Origin of the sequence: Streptomyces sp. NPDC056231, from assembly GCF_048270745.1 — a bacterium.
Classification (GTDB): Bacteria; Actinomycetota; Actinomycetes; order Streptomycetales; family Streptomycetaceae; genus Streptomyces.
The window spans coordinates 45629-65110 of sequence record NZ_JBLVKW010000012.1 but is presented as its reverse complement, the minus strand read 5'-3'; the positions used below and the strand labels follow the sequence as shown (position 1 = coordinate 65110).

Here is a 19482-nt window from a genome sequence, read left to right as displayed (position 1 = left end):
CGGGGACGAAGGACTCTGCCGGGAACTATGTGTCGAGTGCGACTGTCACGGTGACCGCCTCGGACGCGGAGTCCGGTGTGGCCGGAATCGAGTACGCGCTCGACGGTGCGGCATACACCGGTTACACGGCACCGGTTGCGGTGAACAGCGCGGGCCGGCACACGCTGAGCTACCGGGCGACCGACAAGGCAGGCAACACCTCGCCGATCAAATCGGTCGACTTCACCGTGGTGGCGGCTCCGCCCGAGGACAGGACGCCGCCGCAGGTGTCGGCCTCCGTCTCCGGCACGAAGAACGACTCCGGTGACTACGTCGGCAGTGCGACGGTGACGGTGACGGCCTCGGACACGGGGTCGGGTGTGGCCGGGATCGAGTACTCCCTCGACGGCGGCCCCTACCTGCAGTACTCCGCACCGGTGGTGATCGACAGAGCCGGAACCCACACCTTGCTCTATCGGGCCAGCGACAAGGCCGGCAACACCTCCACGCCGCAGTCGCTGTCCCTCGCCATCGTCGACAGCAAGCCGCCGACCGGCTGTCCTGAAAGGGACGACCGCTCCACCGTGTTCACCGGCTCGATCAACACCGGTGTCCCGAACCGCGTCACGACCAACGGCTGCACGGTCAACGAGCTGATCGAGGATCACCGGGCCTGGAAGAACCACGGCGCATTCGTCTCCCACGTCGGGGAGATCGTCACGACGCTCCGGAAGGAGGGAGTCCTCGACCAGCGGGAGGCCGCTCTGATCAAGAAGGCGGCCGGTCAGTCCGACGTCGGCATGCCGAACCACAGTCTCGCCGGTCGCTGAGTCACGGCCGGGCGGTGACCCGGCCTGAGCCGTGTGCCTCGGCCGGCCGCGGCGGCGGCCCGCCGAGCGAACCGGACAGCGCACCAAAACCGATGGGGTGGAGAGCTCGACGGCTCCACCCCATCGGGCCTGGGGCGTATTTCGAAAGCCCCGCCCGGCCCGCCCTACGGGCGTACGACGCTACTTTCGAAACACGCCCCAGCCGCCTCTGCAAGAGCCTGGGCGGCAACGAGACTGTGCTGCTTCGAACCTGCTTTTTCCATCTGCTGATAAAAGTCCTGTGACGCGGAGCACAAGCTTCTTTTGCCGTCGACGGGCACGGTGCTACGGTCCGGTGGAAGCCGCGCCCCCAAGCACCGGGCATGCGAACGGCTCTGACCACGACGGGGGCGGCGTGAGGAGTACGACGGTTCGACCGGCCAATATGCATCAGGCCCGGCTGCTCCACCTCCTGCGCGACCTCGGCCCGCAGTCCCGGGTCGCCCTGGGTGACCTGGTCGAGCTGTCGCGCTCCAAGCTCGCGTTCGAGATCGACCGGCTGCTGGAAACCGGCCTGGTCGTCCCGGACGGCCTCGCCGCCTCCCGCGGCGGCCGCCGCTCGCACAACGTCCGGGTCGCCCCGTCGCTGCGGTTCCTCGGTGTGGACATCGGCGCCACCTCCGTGGATGTCGCGGTCACCAACGCCGAGTTGGAGGTCCTCGGCCACGTGGCCGAGCCGCTGGACGTGCGCGACGGCCCGGTCGCGGTCTTCGAGCAGGTGCTGGCGTTGGCCCGCAAGCTGCGCGAATCGACGTCGGCGGAACACTTCGACGGTGCCGGGATCGGCGTGCCGGGACCTGTCCGGTTCCCGGAGGGTGTCCCCGTCGCGCCGCCGATCATGCCCGGGTGGAACGGCTTCCCCGTCCGCGAGGCGATGAGCCAGGAGCTCGGTTGCCCCGTCCTCGTCGACAACGACGTGAACCTGATGGCCCTTGGCGAGCAGCAGGCCGGCGTCGCCCGGTCCGTACGTGACTTCTTGTGCGTGAAGCTCGGGACCGGCATCGGCTGCGGCATCGTCGTCGGGGGAGAGGTCCACCGCGGTATCACCGGCAGTGCCGGCGACATCGGCCACATCCAGGTGGACCCGAACGGGCCGCGGTGCGCCTGCGGCAACACCGGTTGCCTGGAGGCCTACTTCGGCGGGAACGCCCTCGTACGCGACGCGACCGCGTTCGCCCAGTCCGGCCGCTCGACGGAGCTGGCCGGACGACTCGCATCGGCCGGACGGCTGACCCCCGAGGACGTGTCGGCCGCCGCGGGCGCCGGGGACGCCGCGGCCCTGGATCTGATCCGCTGGGGAGGCAACCGTACCGGTCAGGTCATCGCCGGCCTGGTCAGCTTCTTCAACCCCGGCCTGGTGGTCATCGGAGGAGGGCTCACCGGACTGGGCCACAACCTCCTGGCTAGCATCCGCACCCAGGTCTACCGTCAGTCGCTGCCGTTGGCGACCGGCAATCTGCCGATCGTGCTCGGTGAACTCGGCCAGGTCGCCGGCGTCGTCGGTGCCGCCCGGCTGATCAGCAACCACATCTTCTCACCGGCCTGACGCTCCGAAACGCGGCCGGAACCCCGGGTGAGACGCGCCCGCGACGTATCGCCCCTTGAAAGCGGAGCCGACCGGAGCGCTACTGAATCCTGCGTTCCGCCCCGGTCCGCGCCCGGTCGTGCAGGACGGACGTCCGGATCTTTCGTCCTCCTCCACCACCGGCGCGCCGCCCCCACCCCACCGGAAACCACCCGAGGACACCGACTCCGCGAACCCGCCTCGTGGAACCGCCCCACGACCCCGCGCCGCCGGCCCCGCCCCGCGCACGCACGCCGCGCACACGCACCATCTCAGCCCTGCGAGAACCCACCTGTGCACCCCCCACCCCATGCGGCAGAGTGGATCCATGTCCGTACTGACGCGCGACGAAGCGCAGACCCGAGCCCAGTTCCTCGACGTGGACAAGTACACGATCGACCTCGACCTGACCACGGGAGAAGACACCTTCGACTCCCGCACCGTCATCCAATTCACCGCACTCGCGGCCGGAGACACCTTCGTCGAGCTCAAGCCCGCCACCCTGCGCTCCATCACCCTCGACGGACAGCCCCTCGACCCCGCCGACCTCACCGAGAACCGGTTCCCCCTCACCGCACTCACCCCCGGCGCACACGAACTCCGCATCGACGCCGCCATGCGCTACTCCCGCACCGGCGAAGGCATGCACCGCTTCACCGACCCCACCGACGGCGAAACCTACCTCTACACCCAGCTCTTCATGGAAGACGTCCAACGCGTCTTCGCCGCATTCGACCAGCCCGACCTCAAGTCCGTCTTCGCTCTCACCGTCACCGCCCCCGAAAACTGCACCGTCCTCGGCAACGGCATCGCCGAACACACCGGCGACGGCCGGTGGACCATCGCCCCCACCCCACTGATCTCCACCTACCTCGTCGCCGTCGCCGTCGGCCCCTGGCACACCGTCACCACCCAGCACGCCGGACTGCCCTTCGGCATCCACTGCCGCCGCTCCCTCGCCCCCCACCTCGACGCCGACGCCGACGAAATCCTCGACATCACCCGCGCCTGCTTCGACCGCTTCCACGAAAAATTCGACGAGCCCTACCCCTTCGACTCCTACGACCAGGCGTTCGTCCCCGAATTCAACGCCGGCGCCATGGAGAACCCCGGACTCGTCACTTTCCGTGACGAATTCATCTACCGCTCCGCCGTCACGGACACCGAACGCCAAGTCCGCGGCATGGTCATCGCCCACGAAATGGCCCACATGTGGTTCGGCGACCTCGTCACCCTCGCCTGGTGGGATGACATCTGGCTCAACGAGTCATTCGCCGAATACATGGGCTACCAGACCCTCGCCGAAGCCACCCGCTTCACCGACACCTGGGTCGACTTCGGCGTCGCCCGCAAGGGCTGGGGGTACGACGCCGACCAGCGTCCCACCACCCACCCGGTCGCCCCCGACCCCGCCGCCGTCCCCGACACCGCATCCGCGATGCTCAACTTCGACGGCATCTCCTACGCCAAGGGCGCATCCGCCCTCCGCCAGCTCGTCGCCTGGCTCGGCGAAAAGGACTTCCTCGCCGGCATCAACACCCACTTCGCCCGCCACAAATTCGGCAACGCCACCCTCGCCGACTTCATCGACAACCTCGCCTCCGCCACCGACCGCGACGTCCACGCCTGGGCCGACCAATGGCTCCGCACCACCGGCATCGACACCCTCACCGCCCACGTCGAAGAAACCGCCACCACCTGGTCCCTCACCGTCGACCACCACGGCACCCGCCCCCACCGCATCGCCGTCGGCGCCTACGACCACACCCTCGACACCCAGCCGGGCCCCGACCAACTCGTCCTCCGCGACCGCTTCGAACTCGACATCCCCCAGGACGGCACCCCCACCACCCACCCCGGCCACCGCCCCGCCCTCCTCGTCCTCAACGACGGCGACCTCACCTACGCCAAGATCCGCCCCGACACAACCTCCTGGAACGCCGTCGTACGCAGCCTCTCCGGCATCCCCGACCCCCTCACCCGAGCCGTCATCTGGAACAGCGCCCGCGACATGGTCCGCGACGGCGAACTCGACCCCACCACCTACCTCGAAACCGCCCGCACCCACCTCCCGTACGAAACCGACCTCGCCCTCCTCCAAGGCGTCCTGACCTTCGCCGGCAGCCAGATCGCCGCACGCTACGTCACCCCCGAAAATCGCCCCGCAGCCCTCGCCACCCTCACCGCCCTCTGCCGCGACCTCATCCGCCGCACAGAAGACGGCACCAACCCCGGCCTCCGCCTCACCGCCGTACGCCACCTCATCGACGCCGCCACCCAACCCGACACCATCCAGACCTGGCTCACCGACGGCACCGTCCACGGCGGACCCGAACTCGACCCCGAACTCCGCTGGCGCATCCTCACCCGCCTCGCCACCCTCGGCGCCACCGACGAAACCACCATCGCCACCGAACTCGAGAACGACCCCAGCGCCACTGGACAGGAAGGCGCTGCCCGCTGCCGCGCCGCCCTCCCCACCCCCGAAGCCAAAGCCGCCGCCTGGGACACCCTGTTCAACGACGACACCCTCTCCAACTACCTCTTCATCGCCACCGCACAAGGCTTCTGGCAAGCCGAACAAACCGACCTCACCAGCGACTACGTCCCCCGCTACTACCCCGACGCCACCCGACTCGCCACCCGCCGAGGCCCCGCCATCGCCGAAGCCGCCGGCCGCTACGCCTTCCCTGCCTACGCCATCACCGCCGACAACCTCCACCTCGGCGAACAAGCACTGAACGGCAACACCCTCACCCCGGCCCTCCGCCGCAAGCTCGCCGACCAGATCGACGACCTGCGCCGCGCCCTCGCCGTACGCAACGCCCACTGACACCACAACCCGGCACCACCCCCACAACCACACACCGCACCACCCGTGCCCGGCCCACCCTTACCAAGGGGAAGCCGGGCACACCCATACCACCGCCGCCCCCCACCATCACCCCCACAGCCACCACCCGTCCCCCTTTCGAGTTCAGATCACCGAGCTCACCGGGCACGCCACCAGAAACCCGGACAAGCTGACACGTCCACCCACGCGCACCCGAAGGACCCCACCCCCATGCCCACCCCACCCCTCGCCGGCGGCACCACCGGCCCCGACGCCCTACGCCCCCTCCTCGACACCGTCCTCACCGCACTCCACGACGGCGCCCAACAACGCCACGGCCCCCTACCCGCCGGCGGACCCCAAACCGTCACCGACCACATACACCACACCACCCACCCCCTCATCCCTGACCACGGCACCGGCCCCCACCACGCCCTCCGCACCCTCATCACCGCACTCACCCAAGGCGCCGCAGACCCCGCACACCCCCACTGCACCGCCCACCTCCACACCCCACCCCTCGCCCTCGCCGCAGCCGCCGACCTCGCCGCCTCCGCCCTCAACCCCTCCATGGACTCCTGGGACCAGGCACCCGCAGCCTCAACCCTCGAAACCGACACCACCACCGCACTCGCCGCCGAGATCTACCCCGACCAACCCCACCCCGACGCCCTCATCACCACCGGCGGCACCGAAGCCAACCAACTCGCCCTCCTCCTCGCCCGCGAACGCCACGGCCCCGTACAAACCCTCACCGGCGCCAACGCCCACCACAGCATCACCCGCGCCGCCTGGCTCCTCGGCCTCCCCGAACCCCACACCATCCCCGCCCCCACCGGCGTCATGGACCTCACCGCACTCGAAGAAGCACTCACCCGGCTCCACAGCCCCCACCGTGCCCTCCTCGTCACCGCCACCGCAGGCACCACCGACACCGGCCAGATCGACCCCCTCGACGACATCGCCGACCTCTGCACCACCCACGGCGCCGAACTCCACATCGACGCCGCCTACGGCGGACCACTCCTCTTCAGCCCCACCCACCGCACCAAAATCCACGGCCTCGACCGCGCCCACAGCGTCACCCTCGACCTCCACAAACTCGGCTGGCAACCCGCATCAGCCGGCATCCTCGCCGTCCCCGACCACCACCTCCTCCACCCCCTCCACCACCACGCCCCCTACCTCAACGCCCACGACGACACCCAAGCCGGCCTCCCCGACCTCCTCGGCCGCTCACTGCGCACCACCCGCCGACCCGACGCACTCAAAATCGCCGTCACCCTCCAAGCCCTCGGCCGCACCGGACTCGCCGACCTCATCGATCACACCATCAACACCGCCCACCAACTCGCCGACCTCATCACCCACAACCCCACCCTCGACCTCTACCAACCACCCACCATCACCACCGTCCTCTTCCGCCCCACCAACGCCACCGACCACACCGTCGCCACCGTCCGCCGCACCCTCCTCACCACCGGCCAAGCCGTCCTCGGCCGCGCCCACGCCGACAACCGCCTCTGGCTCAAAGCCACCCTCCTCAACCCCCACACCACCCGCCACGACCTCCAAACCCTCCTCGACCTCATCACCCACCTCACCCACACACTCCAGAAAGGCAACCCGCCCCGATGACCGACCGACCCACCCCCGACCCCGGCCAGCCACACGACCTCGTCGGCATCGGCATCGGCCCCTTCAACCTCTCCCTCGCCGCCCTCGCCCACGGCATCCACCCACTCGCCGCGACCTTCTACGAACAACGCCCCGCCTTCCACTGGCACCCCGGACTCCTCATCGACGGCTCCAGCCTCCAAGTCCCCTTCCTCGCCGACCTCGTCACCCTCGCCGACCCCGCAAGCCCCTGGACCTTCCTCAACTACCTACGCAGCCGCGACCGCCTCTTCCCCTTCTACTTCGCCGAGCGCTTCCACATCCAACGCGCCGAATACGACGCCTACTGCCGCTGGGTCACCGACCAACTCCCCGGACTCCACTTCAGCCACCAAGTCGACGCCATCCGCTGGAACCCCGAACGCAACCTCTACGAAGTCGACTTCACCCAACTCGACACCCACGGCGAAGTCGAAGCCCTCGGCCGCGCCTACGCCCGCCACATCGCCCTCGGCATCGGCACCGAACCCTTCATCCCCGAACCCCTCAAACCCCTCGCCCAAGCCGAATCCGTCCCCGTCATCCACTCCGCGGACTACCTCCACCACCGCGAACAACTCCTCCAGGCCGAACACATCACCGTCATCGGCTCCGGCCAATCAGGCGCCGAAATCTTCCTCGACCTCCTCCGCGCCCGCCCCGCCGGACACGAAAAACTCCACTGGCTCGCCCGCACCGGCGCCTTCGCCCCCATGGAGTACTCGAAACTCGGCCTCGAACACTTCACCCCCGACTACAGCCGCTACTTCCACGCACTCCCGGAATCCGTGCGCGACGAACTCGTCCCCCACCAATGGCAACTCCACAAAGGCATCGACGCCGACACCATCGCCGCCATCCACGACGAGCTCTACCGACGCACCCTCCACGGCGGCTGGCCCGACACCACCCTCACCCCCGGCGTCCACGTACGCACCGCAGGCCGCCTCGCCGACACCCGCGTCGAACTCCACCTCGAACACACCCAACAGAACACCCGCACCCGCCTCACCACCGACGCCGTCATCCTCGCCACCGGCTACCGCGAACGCCCCCTCGACCGCCTCCTCACCGGCCTCACCCCACACATCCGCCGCGACGCCGCCGGACGACCCCGCATCGACAACCAGTTCCGCCTCGAACTGGACCCCACCGTCACCGGCAACATCTACGTACAGAACGCCGAACGCCACACCCACGGCGTCGGCGCCCCCGACCTCGGACTCGCCGCCTGGCGCAGCGCCACCATCCTCAACAACCTCACCCGGACCAACGCCTACCCCCTCCCACAACGCACCGCCTTCACCACCTTCGGCCTCACCCCCCAGAACACCCCCCACATCCCCCACCAGCACCCCGCCCTCATCCCCCTCACCCAAGGCAACTGACCCCCACAACAAAAAGCGGCCGCCCCCTCAAAGAGGAGACGGCCGCCCTGTCTATCCAGCCGCTAGAAAACCGGCACACCATCCCGCGTCAGCCGCCAGTCCACCGAAGCGAACTGCGCGCCATCCACCGAACCCTTCGCCTGCACCCAGCCAATGATCGTGTTCCGGATCTCCTCCGAATTCGCCCACAGCTGCTTCGCGCCCGCCACATGCGGGAAGTTACCCCCACCGCTCGCCCGATAATTGTTCACCGCCAGCACGAACTCCGCCGCCGGATCGATCGCCTTGCCCTCGAACGACAGATTCACAATTCGCGAACCATTCGGCTTCGCAATGTCGATCTCATACGTCAGACCCGACACCGCGTCATAGTTGTAGTCCGGCGTATTGCCCGCATTCGTCAGCTTCGCCGTATCCACCGGAGCACCCGCAGCCGTCTGCACGTAATACCGCGCCGAGAACTCCAGATAATCCTTCAGCTGCGCACCCGTCAGCAACCGTGCCTCAAGCGTGTTCTCGAACGGATACAGCCCCGCAGCATCCTTGATCGTCACATTCCCCGCCGGTATCTGCGCCGTACGGGAGAAACACGACGCCTGCGACAGCACCGGCAGCGACGCGTACGCACCACCCGCCAGAGCCGCCTTCACCGTCTCCGCCTGAACCACATTGATCAGATCAATGATCGGCTCGTCCTTCCAGGCCGCCTCCGCCGTCGTCATCGCCGCCGTCGACGTGCCGATCACCTGATTGACGTACGCCACAACCTTCTTGTGCTCATCCGCCAACAACCCCGTGATCTTCGGATCCTCAGCCACCGTGTTCGAGTTCAACACCCGCGAACCCGCACGCTCCACCACCCAGCGGCCCTTCTCCCACACCAGATCGAAGTCGAACAGCGTCAACCGCTGCCCCCACTTCAACGGCTCGGAGAGCACCACCTTCTTGCCCGTCTCCTTGTTCTCCACGAAGTACTCGGGGATCTCCAGGTGAGCATGACCGACCAGAATCGCATCGATACCCGGCACCTGCTCCGCCACCAGCGCCGCCGCGTTCTCCACGTACGGAACCTGATCACCGTACGACGACGTCCCGCTCGTCCCCGAGTGCGCCGACACGATCACGACATCCGCCCCCATCGACCGAAGCCGCGGCACGAACTTCGCCGCCTGCTCCTCCAGCCCCGGGAACACCATCTTGCCGCTGACATTCGCCTTGTCCCAGATCGCGATCCCCGGGTTCGTCAGACCCAGAATCGCCACCTTCACATCCGGACCGTACGGCGTACGCATCCGCTTGATCACATAAGGGGCGAACGCCGGCGTCAACGTCTTCGCGTCCAGCGCGTTCGCACCCAGCAGCGGAAAATCACACTGCTCCTCGAACTTCCGCAGCACCGGAATGCCGTAGTTGAACTCATGGTTGCCCAGCGCCGCCGCGTCATACCCGATCGCGTTCATCGCCTGCGCCATCGGATGCACCGGACCACGCTTCGCCGTGATCGGATCGACCTTCGCGTAGTAATACGACAGCTGCGTGCCCTGGATCGTGTCACCCGCATCGATCATCAGGGTGTTGTGACGGCCCTTCTCCGCACGGACCTGCTCCACCAGCGTCGAGATCTTCGCCAGACCCACATCGTTGTGCGCCTTGTCGTCGAACTCCTTGTCCGTGAAGTAGTCCCAGTTGAAGACATTCCCATGCAGATCGGTCGTGCCCATCACCGTGAACGCATACCGCTTCGGCGGACGCCCAGGACCAAGACCCTGAGCCTCGGCAGGCACAGTCACACCCCCAGCCATCACCACACCGGCCCCGGCCGCAGCCGATGTGCCCAGGAACGTCCTACGGTTCAGCGGCATCTCGTCTCCCACAGATCAGATCTCGCAGTACACAACGCGCGTAGATGCAGTACACGACGCGCGTAGATAATGACCCACCGGCCGCGCCGCGCAACACCCCTTGCAGGTTTCTATCTGATGACCACACGGGTCACACCCCCGATGCGACAGTGAACCCATGACCCACACACCGGCCCCCTACGGCACCCCCGACCACCCCCGCGTCGCCGTCCGCGGCGAAGCCCGCCTCGAAGTCGACCCCGAAACCGCCCAGATCGCCATCACCATCACCACCCGGGACAAAGACCGCAGAACAGCCCTCGACGACCTCACCCGACGCAACACCGACGTCCTCGAACTCGCACGCACCTAAGACCGACCGGCACATGGGAGGCGGCGGAGCGGGGCTGGGCCGCACATCTGCGGCGTTGTCGTCGGTCGACAACTCCCCCATAGCCCTGAAGGCATGGGGGGACCCCCTTCGCGTTGCCTCCCTCCTCCGCCTTGCAGCTGCACGCACCCAGCCCCGCTCCTTCTCCCACCCCCCATGTGCCGGTCGGTCTAAGTCAGGTGGCGGACCGGGCTGCTGGACCGCCTGGCCGAGGTTCCGGATCTGCGCGCGGGGAGAGGAACGGGCTGGTCATCGTCCTTGCGCTGACGGCGTGCGCGGTACTGGCGGGCGCGACCTCGCTGCTGGCGGTCGACGAGTGGGTCGCCGACGCTCCGCCGCAGATCCTGGACCGGCTCGGTATACGCCCTGATCCTCTGACGCTGCAGCGCGTCCGCCCGGCCGGCGCCCACTCGGGCTGCCGATCCTGCGAGCCAACGGCGGTCAAAGAAAGGTAGGTTGACCCTCACCAGGATCACACTGACGCGTGGCGGACCACCCGCCCAGGTTGCCGGGCGACCGGCCCACGACCTCGTCATGACCGCCTTCGAAGGAGGAACGAGTGACCGCCGACGACCCACGCCACGAGCCCGCCGAACTGATCCGCAGCAGAATCGACACCAGCAGACCGCACACCGCCCGGATCTGGAACTATTGGACGGGCGGCAAGGACAACTACGAGGTCGACCGTGAGGCCGGCGACCAGATCCGCAAGCTTCACCCCGGCATCGGCGACTACGCCCGCGCCGACCGGCTGTTCCTCGGCCGTTCGGTGCGTTATCTGGCCGACGAGGTCGGTATCCGGCAGTTCCTCGACATCGGTACCGGTCTGCCCAGCGCGGACAACACCCACGAGGTCGCCCAGCGCTTGGCTCCAGAATCCCGCATCGTGTATGTGGACAATGACCCCCTCGTACTGGTGCACGCCCGCGCCCTGCTCACCAGCACGCCCGAGGGCAGGACCGACTATCTCGACGCCGACTTGCGGAACGTGGACACGATCCTGGAGCGCGCGGCGAAGACGCTGGACTTCAGCGAGCCCGTCGCGTTGATGCTGCTGGGTGTGGTGATCTTCATCGGTGAGGAAGAGGACTCCTACGGCCTCGTCCGGCGCCTCATGGACGCCCTGCCCTCCGGCAGCCATCTCGTGCTGTCCCACACCATCACCAGTCCCGCGATGCCCGACGTGGACGCCGCGGTGGCGTTCTGGAACGAGCACGGCACCCCGAAGCTGACTCAGCGCACTCCGGACCAGGTCGCCCGCTACTTCAACGGCCTGGAACTGCTGCAGCCCGGAGTGGTGTCCTGTTCGCGGTGGCGCCCCGAGCCGACCGAGGACGGCATCGAACCCGACGAGGTGGCGATGTTCGCCGGCGTCGGACGCAAGGCCTGACGCCGGCGGGGGCACCGGCCGACCGTAGACCCGTCCCCAGGGATCCCGCGTCGGCCCGGTTCGGGCCGAGAACGTGCCGCTAGCTCCGGTCACGTCGACTCGCGCTGCCCGGCGCGGGTCGCCGACCCGAATGGTGGCGGCCGGGACTCCGTTTCTGAAGATCTACTACACGAATGTCCACGGCCCCAGGTCATTTACGTCTGAGGCCGGAACAACGGCGAGTCGGAGCTCCAGCCGAACGAATTGCTGCGCTTCGTGAAGAACATGCACTTCTCCATCTGCAACACCGGCCCCAGGGCCGCATGCAAGCAGCTTTCGAGGGCCTGACACCGTCAGGTGAGCCGTCTCATCACGGGCTGAGTGATCCCGGGGCCTTTCGAAGACCCGCCGCCCGGCCGAGGAGTGATCACCGCAGACCGGGGTCCGATCTTGTCGGAGCGCGTGCCAAGGCCGCACCACCGTTCTCACAACTGGTGGAGCCTCCGCCCCGACTCACCCGCCCACGCAAGGGCCCGCCGCCAAGTCGTACAAGAAGCCCTCAAACGCGCCCGCGAATACGCCGACGTCCTCGGCACCCACCTCACCGCCCTCCTCGAAATCGCCGACCTCGGAGCCGAGAACGCCGCCCCCTCCCACCCATGCCCTGCGCACCCGGCAGCCCCCGCGGCCGCGCCGCATACGGCGGAGCGGAACCCGAAACGCCCACCGTCCTCGACCTCGAACCCCAACGGCAGACCGTCTACGCCCAGGTGAACGCCCGCTTCACCATGGCACCCCCAAAATCTCTGAAAACAATGCTCATCAGAGCACCCCGCTGCACAATTCAACACTTGTCAATAACCCTTCACTCAAAGGTTGTTGAGACGACACGCAGACCCAAATCGCTACCCGCAGGTAAGGTCTAGGGTCAAACCATGCGCCGAGCAAAAATCGTCTGCACCCTGGGCCCAGCCACCGACACATACGAGCAGATCAAGGCACTCGTCGAAGCCGGAATGGACGTCGCCCGCCTCAACCTCAGCCACGGCTCCTACGTCGAACACGAACAGCGCTACCGCCACGTACGCAAAGCCTCCGACGAAACCGGACGCAGCGTCGGCATCCTCGCCGACCTTCAAGGCCCGAAGATCCGCCTCGGCCGCTTCCGCGAAGGCCCCGTACTCCTTGAACGCGGCGACACCTTCACCATCACCGTCGAACCCATCGAAGGCGACCGCGACACCTGCGGCACCACCTACGAAGGTCTCCACACCGACGTCACCACGGGCGAACGCATCCTCGTCGACGACGGCCGCGTCACCCTCGAAGTCACCGACGTCGACGGCCCCCGCGTACACACCACCGTCATCGAAGGAGGCATGGTCTCCGACAACAAAGGCCTCAACCTCCCCGGCGTCGCCGTCTCCGTCCCCGCACTCTCCGACAAAGACATCGAAGACCTCCGCTGGGCCCTGCGCACCGGCGCCGACATCATCGCCCTCTCTTTCGTACGCAGCGGCCGCGACATCGAGGACGTCCACCGCATCATGGAGGAGGAGGGCCGCCGCCTCCCGGTCATCGCCAAGGTGGAAAAGCCCCAGGCCGTCGAGAACATCGACGACATCGTCGCCGCATTCGACGGCATCATGGTCGCCCGCGGCGACCTCGGCGTCGAAATGCCCCTGGAGCAGGTGCCGATCGTCCAGAAGCGCGCGATCAAACTCGCCAAGCGCAACGCCAAGCCGGTCATCGTCGCCACCCAGATGCTCGACTCGATGATCGACAATTCCCGGCCCACCCGAGCAGAAGCGTCCGACGTCGCCAACGCCGTCATCGACGGCACCGACGCCGTGATGCTCTCCGGCGAGACCAGCGTCGGGAAATACCCGATCGAAACGGTCCGCACGATGTCCCGCATCGTCGAAGCAGCCGAGGAAGACATCCTCGCCAAGGGCCTGCCCCCGCTCACCGACCGCAACAAGCCCCGCACCCAGGGCGGCGCGGTCGCCCGGGCGGCCGCCGAGATGGGCGACTTCCTCGGCGCGAAGTTCCTTGTCGCCTTCACCCAGAGCGGCGACACGGTCAAGCGGCTCTCCCGCTACCGCTCACCCATCCCACTCCTGGCCTTCACCCCGGACCCGGCCACCCGCTCCCAGTTGAGCCTTACGTGGGGCGTCGAGACCTTCCTCGGCCCGCACGTCGACTCCACGGACGCGATGGTCGCCCAGGTCGACGAGGAACTCCTCCGGATCGGCCGCTGCGAGAGGGGCGACATCGTGGTCATCACGGCCGGCTCACCGCCGGGAGTCCCGGGCTCGACGAACCTGGTCCGAGTCCACCACATCGGCGAGGACGACAGGCCCAAGTAACCCGGTCGTCAGTACTTCGGCCCGACGTGAGCGTCCATGAGAGCGACGGACGCCCGTCGGGCGACGGAGATGTTGAGCGGGCTGCAGCCTCGTGCGAGAGTCGTCCACTCGACGCCGACAGCGGTGAGTGTGTCGCTGAACAGCTTGCGGATGTCGTCCGACTTGTTGGTGAAAAAGTACCGGGGATACTCGTAGCGCTTCCGTTCACCACCGACGAGGCGTGTGGCCCAGTTGATGATCCGGCATCCGTCGGAGTGGATGAGGCCGCGGATGAATTCCCACGGGTGGGCATCCACGATCCTCTGTTGCCAGGGTTCGAGTGCGATCTTGCGGTCGTGTTTCCTGCCGGGACCGTGCTGGGGGAAGAGGCAGGGCCAGTGCTTGCTGTGGCACGTCACGTTCTGGCAGCCCTGACGCTGAACCCGGAACACCTTGTTTCCGGGACGCACGATCTGCATGGCCTCGGCACAGGCGTCGATGAGGCCGGGCCAGGCATCGGCGCAGGCGATACGGAGAAAGTACACGCCCCGTCTGGCGGAGCTGATGCAGCCATCTCCGAGGTAGAGGCCCAGTAAGTAGGCGTATGCGGCGGGGGTTTCGGGATCTCGCGGCAGGTCACAGCACCTCGGACAGGGCGAAGCGTGGCTCCGGCCGAGGGGTTCTATTCGTGTCTGCCACGAGCGGATGGCGGCACGAGAGATCCCGGTCTGCTTGCTTACGGAGTTCTGACTGAAGCCCTGTGCAAGGAGTGCCAGAGCGCGCTTCCGCGTATCAATGTCGTACACAAGTCTGAGCCTGGCTGGATCTTGATGACCCGCAGGTGGAATGAGTCAGCATTCACACGTTCATGTGAAGTTCTGCAATTTCCTCAGTGGCCTTGGAATCGAAGGAAAAGTGCCCCGAGTCGGACTCGAACCGACACTGTATGGGTTTTGAATCCATTGCCTGCTGCCAATTGGGCTACCGGGGCTCACAGAATCGAAGGTGCTCTTCGACCCGCTGCGCGACCACCATACCGCAGGTGGGTAGGCTCAAGGGAGCTGCACCTGCCCTGACCGAGGAGCCCCGTGACCACGCCCGAGTCGCCCCAGCCCGTCGCCGACGACGACAAGTCGCACGTCCCGCCGCTGACGACCCGCGTCGTCATCGCCGAGGACGAGGCCCTCATCCGCCTCGACCTCAAAGAGATGCTCGAGGAAGAGGGCTACGCGGTCGTCGGCGAGGCCGGTGACGGCGAGAAGGCGGTCGAACTCGCCCGTGAGCACCGGCCCGACCTCGTCATCCTCGATGTGAAGATGCCGATCCTCGACGGCATCTCCGCCGCCGAGCGCATTGCGGAGGAGTCCATCGCGCCCGTTCTGATGCTCACCGCGTTCTCGCAGCGCGACCTGGTCGAGCGGGCCCGGGACGCCGGGGCGATGGCGTATCTCGTGAAGCCGTTCAGCAAGAGCGACGTGGTGCCGGCCATCGAGATGGCCGTGTCCCGGTTCGCGGAGCTGAAGGCTCTGGAGACCGAGGTCGCGGACCTCGCGCAGCGGTTGGAGACGCGGAAGCTGGTGGACCGGGCGAAGAGCATTCTGCAGACGGATTACGGGCTGTCGGAGCCGGCGGCGTTCCGTTGGATTCAGAAGACGTCGATGGATCGTCGGCTGTCGATGCAGCAGCTTGCCGAGGCGTTGATCGAGGATGCCGAGGAGAAGAAGCGGGCGGCGAGGGACGGCGAGTAGCCGCGTAGGTACGTATGGATGAGGCCCGCACCCCGGATCGATCGGGGGTGCGGGCCTCATCCGTATGGGGTGGTGTCGGTCAGTCCTCGCCGAGGTAGGCCTTGCGGACGGACTCGTCGTGGAGGAGGTCCGCGCCGGTGCCGGAGAGGGCGATCTTGCCGACCTCCATGACGTGGCCGTGGTCGGCGAGGGAGAGCGCGGCCTGGGCGTTCTGCTCGACGAGCAGGATGGTGGTGCCCTGTGCCTTGAGTTCGACGATGGTCTCCATGATCTTCTGCATCATGATCGGGGAGAGGCCCATGGAGGGTTCGTCGAGCATCAGGAGCTTGGGCTGGCACATCAGGGCGCGGCCCATGGCGAGCATTTGCTGTTCGCCGCCCGAGAGGGTTCCGGCGGCCTGCTTCCTTCGTTCTCCGAGGATGGGGAAGAGGTCGTAGGCGCGCTGGATGTCCTTTTCGATGCCTGCCTTGTCGTTGCGGAGGTAGGCGCCGAGCTGGAGGTTCTCGGTGATCGTCAGCCGGGGGAAGATGTGGCGTCCCTCGGGGGAGTGGGCGAGGCCCAGTGAGACGATCTTGTGGGCGGGGATGTTGGTGAGCGGTTTGCCGTCGAAGAGGATGCTGCCGCCGACGGGCTTGAGGAGCCCGGAGAGAGTGCGCAGGGTGGTGGTCTTGCCTGCGCCGTTGGTGCCGATGAGGGTGACGACCTGGCCGGCTTCGACGGTGAAGGAGATGCCTTTGACGGCTTCGATCTTGCCGTAGGCGACGCGGAGGTCTTCGACCTGGAGCAGTGCGGTCATGGGGTGTCCTCCTCTTCGGTGCGGGTGGTACTGGTGTCGTCGTCGGTGGCGGCTTCGGCGTGTGCTTCGGCTTCCGCTGCTTCGACTTCGGCGACTTCTTCGGCGCCGGGGGCGCCTTCGAAGGGGGTGCCGAGGTAGGCGGCGACGACGCGTTCGTCGCTCTGGACGACGTCGGAGGTGCCTTCGACGAGCTTCTCGCCCTGGACGAGGACGGCGACGCGGTCGCAGAGGTTGAAGATGAACCGCATGTCGTGCTCGATGACGAGGACGGCGATGCCTTGGTCGCGGATGGCGAAGATGAGTTCTTCGGTGACGCGGGTTTCCTGCGGGTTCATGCCGGCGGTGGGCTCGTCGAGGAGGAGGAGTCCGGGGTCGCTGGCGAGGGCGCGGGCGATTTCCAGCTTGCGCTGGTCTCCGTAGGGGAGGTTGCGCGCGAGGTGGTCGGCCTTGTCCTGGAGGCCGATGAATTCCAGGAGCTCCATGGCGCGTTCGCGGCTGGCGTTCTCGGCTTTGGTGAAGCCGGGGAGGCGCAGGAGGGCGGACCAGAGGCCTTCTTTGGTGCGGGTGTGGCGACCGACGAGGACGTTCTCCAGGACGGTCATGTTGGCGAAGAGCCGGATGTTCTGGAAGGTGCGGGCGATGCCTGCCTGGGTGACGAGGTGGGGCTTGGGCGGCAGGACGGTGCCCTTGTAGCTGACCTTGCCCTCGGTGGGGACGTACAGACCGGTGAGGCAGTTGAAGAAGGTGGTCTTGCCTGCGCCGTTGGGGCCGATGAGGCCGACGATTTCGCCCGCGTTGACGGTGAGGTCGACGTTGCGTACGGCGGTGAGGCCGCCGAAGCGCATGGTGACGCCGTTCGCGTCGAGGACGGTCGTGGCGGTTTTCGTGGTGGTGGTCATGGTGGTCACGCCCCCGCCTTGGCGATGCCGACGCCGGTCTCTTCGGTCTGCCGTGGTTCTGGTACGTCGATCGGGTCGTTCTCGTGGAATTCGAGCTGCTTCCTGCGGTCGGCGACGAGGCCTTCGGGACGCAGGCGCATCAGGAGGATGAGTGCGACGCCGAAGAGGAAGAGCTGGTAGTCCTGCATGAACTGCAGCTTGGCCGGGATGAGGTAGAGCAGTGCGGCGCCGACGAGGGGTCCGCTGAGGGTTCCCATGCCGCCGAGGATGACGGCGGCGAGGAGGAAGGCGGAGTTGGGTGGTACGGAGCCGGCGAACTGGTACTGCTCGGGTGTCACGGTGTAGTTGACGTGTGCCTGGACGGTGCCGGCGAGGCCGGCGAGGGTGGCGCCGAGGGCGAAGGCCAGCAGCTTGAGCCGGAAGGCGTTGATGCCCATGGCGGTGGCTGCGGTCTCGTCCTCGCGGATGGCGACCCAGGCGCGGCCGATGCGGGATTCTCCGGAGCGGCGGAAGACGAGGACGACGACGGCGGTGAAGACGAGCATCAGCAGGTAGTAGTTGGCGGACCTGCCGAGGTTGAAGCCGAGGATGTCGTGCTTGAGCCCGAAGTCGAATCCGAAGAAGTTGAGGTCGGGGATGCTCGGGATGCCCTGGGAGCCGTTGGTGAGGTCGGGTCCGCTGTTGCCGTTGAGGTTGTTCACGGTCAGGCGGAAGATCTCACCGAAGCCGAGGGTGACGATGGCGAGGTAGTCGCCGCGTAGTCGCAGGGTCGGGGCGCCGATGAGGACGCCGAAGACGAGCGAGGCGCCGGCGCCGGTCAGGACGGCGGCCCAGAAGGGGAATTCGACGCCGATGGCCGACATGGTGGAGCCGGAGACCAGGGCGGCGGCGTAGGCGCCGACGCCGAGGAAGGCGACGTATCCGAGGTCGAGGAGGCCGGCGAGGCCGACGACGACGTTGAGGCCGAGTGCCACGGTGCCGAAGATGAGGATGTTGGCGCCGATGAGCGCGTATTCCTCCTTCTGCTGGGTGAAGGGGAAGCAGACGGCTGCGACGAGGGCGGCGGCGAGGGTGATGTTGCGGTGTTTCGCGGTCAGCGCGGTGAGGCGGGAGACGAGTCCGGCCCGGTGGAGGGCGGTGAAGGCGAAGCCGACGGTGATGAGGAAGCCGATGAAGAGTTCGGTGTAGTCGGTGTCAATGCCGTAGGCGAAGATGTAGAGGCCGATGCCGAACGATACGACGATGATGAGGATTTCGGCCCAGTCGGGGAGGGCCTTGGCCCGGGGGGCCGACGGTGCGCGGAGGCTGTCGCGGAAGCGTTCCCAGGCGGTGGTTGCGGTGGTGGTGTGCAGCTGGTCGCCGGGGAGTCCGAGTGCGGCGACGGCGGCGATGAGTGCGCCGATGCCGCTGACCCAGGCGCCGGGCTCCAGGTTGACGACGCCGCCGAGGTCGTACGCGATGGCGCCGATGGTGTAGCCGGTGGTGCCGAGGGTGCCGAGCGCCAGGAGGCGGACGGGGCTGTTGGTGCCGCCGGGGGTGAGCAAGCCGAGGCCTCGGATGCCGTACCCGGACAGTGCGAAGAGCAAGGTGAGTGCGGCGCTGATGAGGGTGAGGACCTGGAGGCCGCCGGGGTAGCCGGTGACGGTGAGGTCGCCGGGGAATTCGCTGGTCCAGGTCCAGGCGAGGAAGGTGCCGGCGAGTGCGACGGCAGCGCCCGCTAGGGTGCCGATGCGGGCGGCGTTTGCGGGGATCGCGAGGAAGGGGGCGGCCCCGGGTGCGGTGGTGTGGTTGGTGGTCATCC

General features: G+C 67.4%; 13 protein-coding genes, 1 tRNA gene and 2 pseudogenes. 10 read left to right on the top strand and 6 right to left on the bottom strand.

Going from position 1 to position 19482, the window contains the following annotated elements; genetic code table 11:
- The 5 genes from ACNPQM_RS12905 to ACNPQM_RS12885 form a co-directional block, all read left to right on the top strand.
- Nucleotides 1–809, top strand: an 809-nt coding sequence (locus tag ACNPQM_RS12905) for an OmpL47-type beta-barrel domain-containing protein (protein WP_418084086.1), incomplete at its 5' end; no start/stop codon positions are given.
- A gap of 424 nt (nucleotides 810–1233) precedes the next feature.
- A complete protein-coding gene (locus ACNPQM_RS12900) occupies nucleotides 1234–2394 on the top strand; it encodes an ROK family protein (RefSeq protein WP_358857958.1) in 1161 nt (386 codons plus the stop codon).
- Nucleotides 2395–2740: 346 nt separating this feature from the next.
- The gene (gene pepN, locus ACNPQM_RS12895) at nucleotides 2741–5245 is read left to right on the top strand and encodes an aminopeptidase N (protein WP_418084085.1); all 2505 of its coding nucleotides are present in this window, start codon (nucleotides 2741–2743) and stop codon (nucleotides 5243–5245) included.
- Between the two features lie 231 nt (nucleotides 5246–5476).
- A complete protein-coding gene (locus ACNPQM_RS12890) occupies nucleotides 5477–6883 on the top strand; it encodes a pyridoxal phosphate-dependent decarboxylase family protein (RefSeq protein WP_418084084.1) in 1407 nt (468 codons plus the stop codon).
- Nucleotides 6880–8289 (top strand): lysine N(6)-hydroxylase/L-ornithine N(5)-oxygenase family protein, encoded by a 1410-nt coding sequence (locus tag ACNPQM_RS12885; RefSeq protein WP_418084083.1) that lies wholly within the window; start codon nucleotides 6880–6882, stop codon nucleotides 8287–8289. The genes ACNPQM_RS12890 and ACNPQM_RS12885 overlap by 4 nt, the downstream gene beginning before the upstream one ends.
- A gap of 62 nt (nucleotides 8290–8351) precedes the next feature.
- On the opposite strand, the gene ACNPQM_RS12880 is transcribed toward ACNPQM_RS12885, so the two are convergent.
- Nucleotides 8352–10151, bottom strand: coding sequence for a bifunctional metallophosphatase/5'-nucleotidase (locus ACNPQM_RS12880; protein WP_418084082.1), 1800 nt, complete (start codon nucleotides 10149–10151; stop codon nucleotides 8352–8354).
- A 157-nt stretch (nucleotides 10152–10308) separates the two neighbouring features.
- On the opposite strand from ACNPQM_RS12880, the pseudogene ACNPQM_RS12875 reads away from it, so the two are divergent.
- From ACNPQM_RS12875 to pyk, 4 genes and pseudogenes are all read left to right on the top strand, one after another.
- A pseudogene (locus ACNPQM_RS12875) lies at nucleotides 10309–10500 on the top strand (SIMPL domain-containing protein); the annotation flags it as partial.
- Nucleotides 10501–11080: 580 nt separating this feature from the next.
- Nucleotides 11081–11911, top strand: a complete 831-nt coding sequence (locus tag ACNPQM_RS12870; protein WP_418084081.1) for an SAM-dependent methyltransferase — start codon at nucleotides 11081–11083, stop codon at nucleotides 11909–11911.
- Between the two features lie 471 nt (nucleotides 11912–12382).
- Nucleotides 12383–12693 (top strand): annotated as a pseudogene (locus ACNPQM_RS12865) (SIMPL domain-containing protein); the annotation flags it as partial.
- 132 nt (nucleotides 12694–12825) lie between these two features.
- Entirely contained in the window at nucleotides 12826–14259 is a 1434-nt protein-coding gene (pyk, locus tag ACNPQM_RS12860; RefSeq protein WP_418084080.1) for a pyruvate kinase, read from the top strand.
- 8 nt (nucleotides 14260–14267) lie between these two features.
- Here the strand turns inward: pyk and ACNPQM_RS12855 are convergent, their stop codons facing one another.
- On the bottom strand, nucleotides 14268–15044 hold the full coding sequence (locus tag ACNPQM_RS12855) for a transcriptional regulator (protein WP_418084079.1): 777 nt from the start codon (nucleotides 15042–15044) through the stop codon (nucleotides 14268–14270).
- 110 nt (nucleotides 15045–15154) lie between these two features.
- Nucleotides 15155–15229: transfer RNA gene (locus ACNPQM_RS12850), tRNA-Leu, on the bottom strand.
- A 97-nt stretch (nucleotides 15230–15326) separates the two neighbouring features.
- Here ACNPQM_RS12850 and ACNPQM_RS12845 point away from each other — a divergent pair.
- Nucleotides 15327–15986: an ANTAR domain-containing response regulator gene (locus ACNPQM_RS12845; protein ID WP_418084078.1), complete on the top strand. Its 660-nt coding sequence runs from the start codon at nucleotides 15327–15329 to the stop codon at nucleotides 15984–15986.
- A gap of 79 nt (nucleotides 15987–16065) precedes the next feature.
- Here ACNPQM_RS12845 and ACNPQM_RS12840 read toward each other — a convergent pair whose 3' ends face one another.
- Genes ACNPQM_RS12840 through ACNPQM_RS12830 form a run of 3 tightly spaced genes read right to left on the bottom strand, consistent with a single transcriptional unit; the run spans nucleotide 16066 to nucleotide 19480 of the window.
- Nucleotides 16066–16782, bottom strand: a complete 717-nt coding sequence (locus tag ACNPQM_RS12840; protein ID WP_418084077.1) for an ABC transporter ATP-binding protein — start codon at nucleotides 16780–16782, stop codon at nucleotides 16066–16068.
- Complete coding sequence (locus ACNPQM_RS12835; RefSeq protein ID WP_418084146.1) at nucleotides 16779–17681, bottom strand: ABC transporter ATP-binding protein; 903 nt, start codon at nucleotides 17679–17681, stop codon at nucleotides 16779–16781. Before ACNPQM_RS12835 ends, ACNPQM_RS12840 begins: the two co-directional genes overlap by 4 nt.
- A 5-nt stretch (nucleotides 17682–17686) precedes the next feature.
- Nucleotides 17687–19480 (bottom strand): branched-chain amino acid ABC transporter permease, encoded by a 1794-nt coding sequence (locus tag ACNPQM_RS12830; protein ID WP_418084076.1) that lies wholly within the window; start codon nucleotides 19478–19480, stop codon nucleotides 17687–17689.
- Nucleotides 19481–19482: the final 2 nt, after the last annotated feature.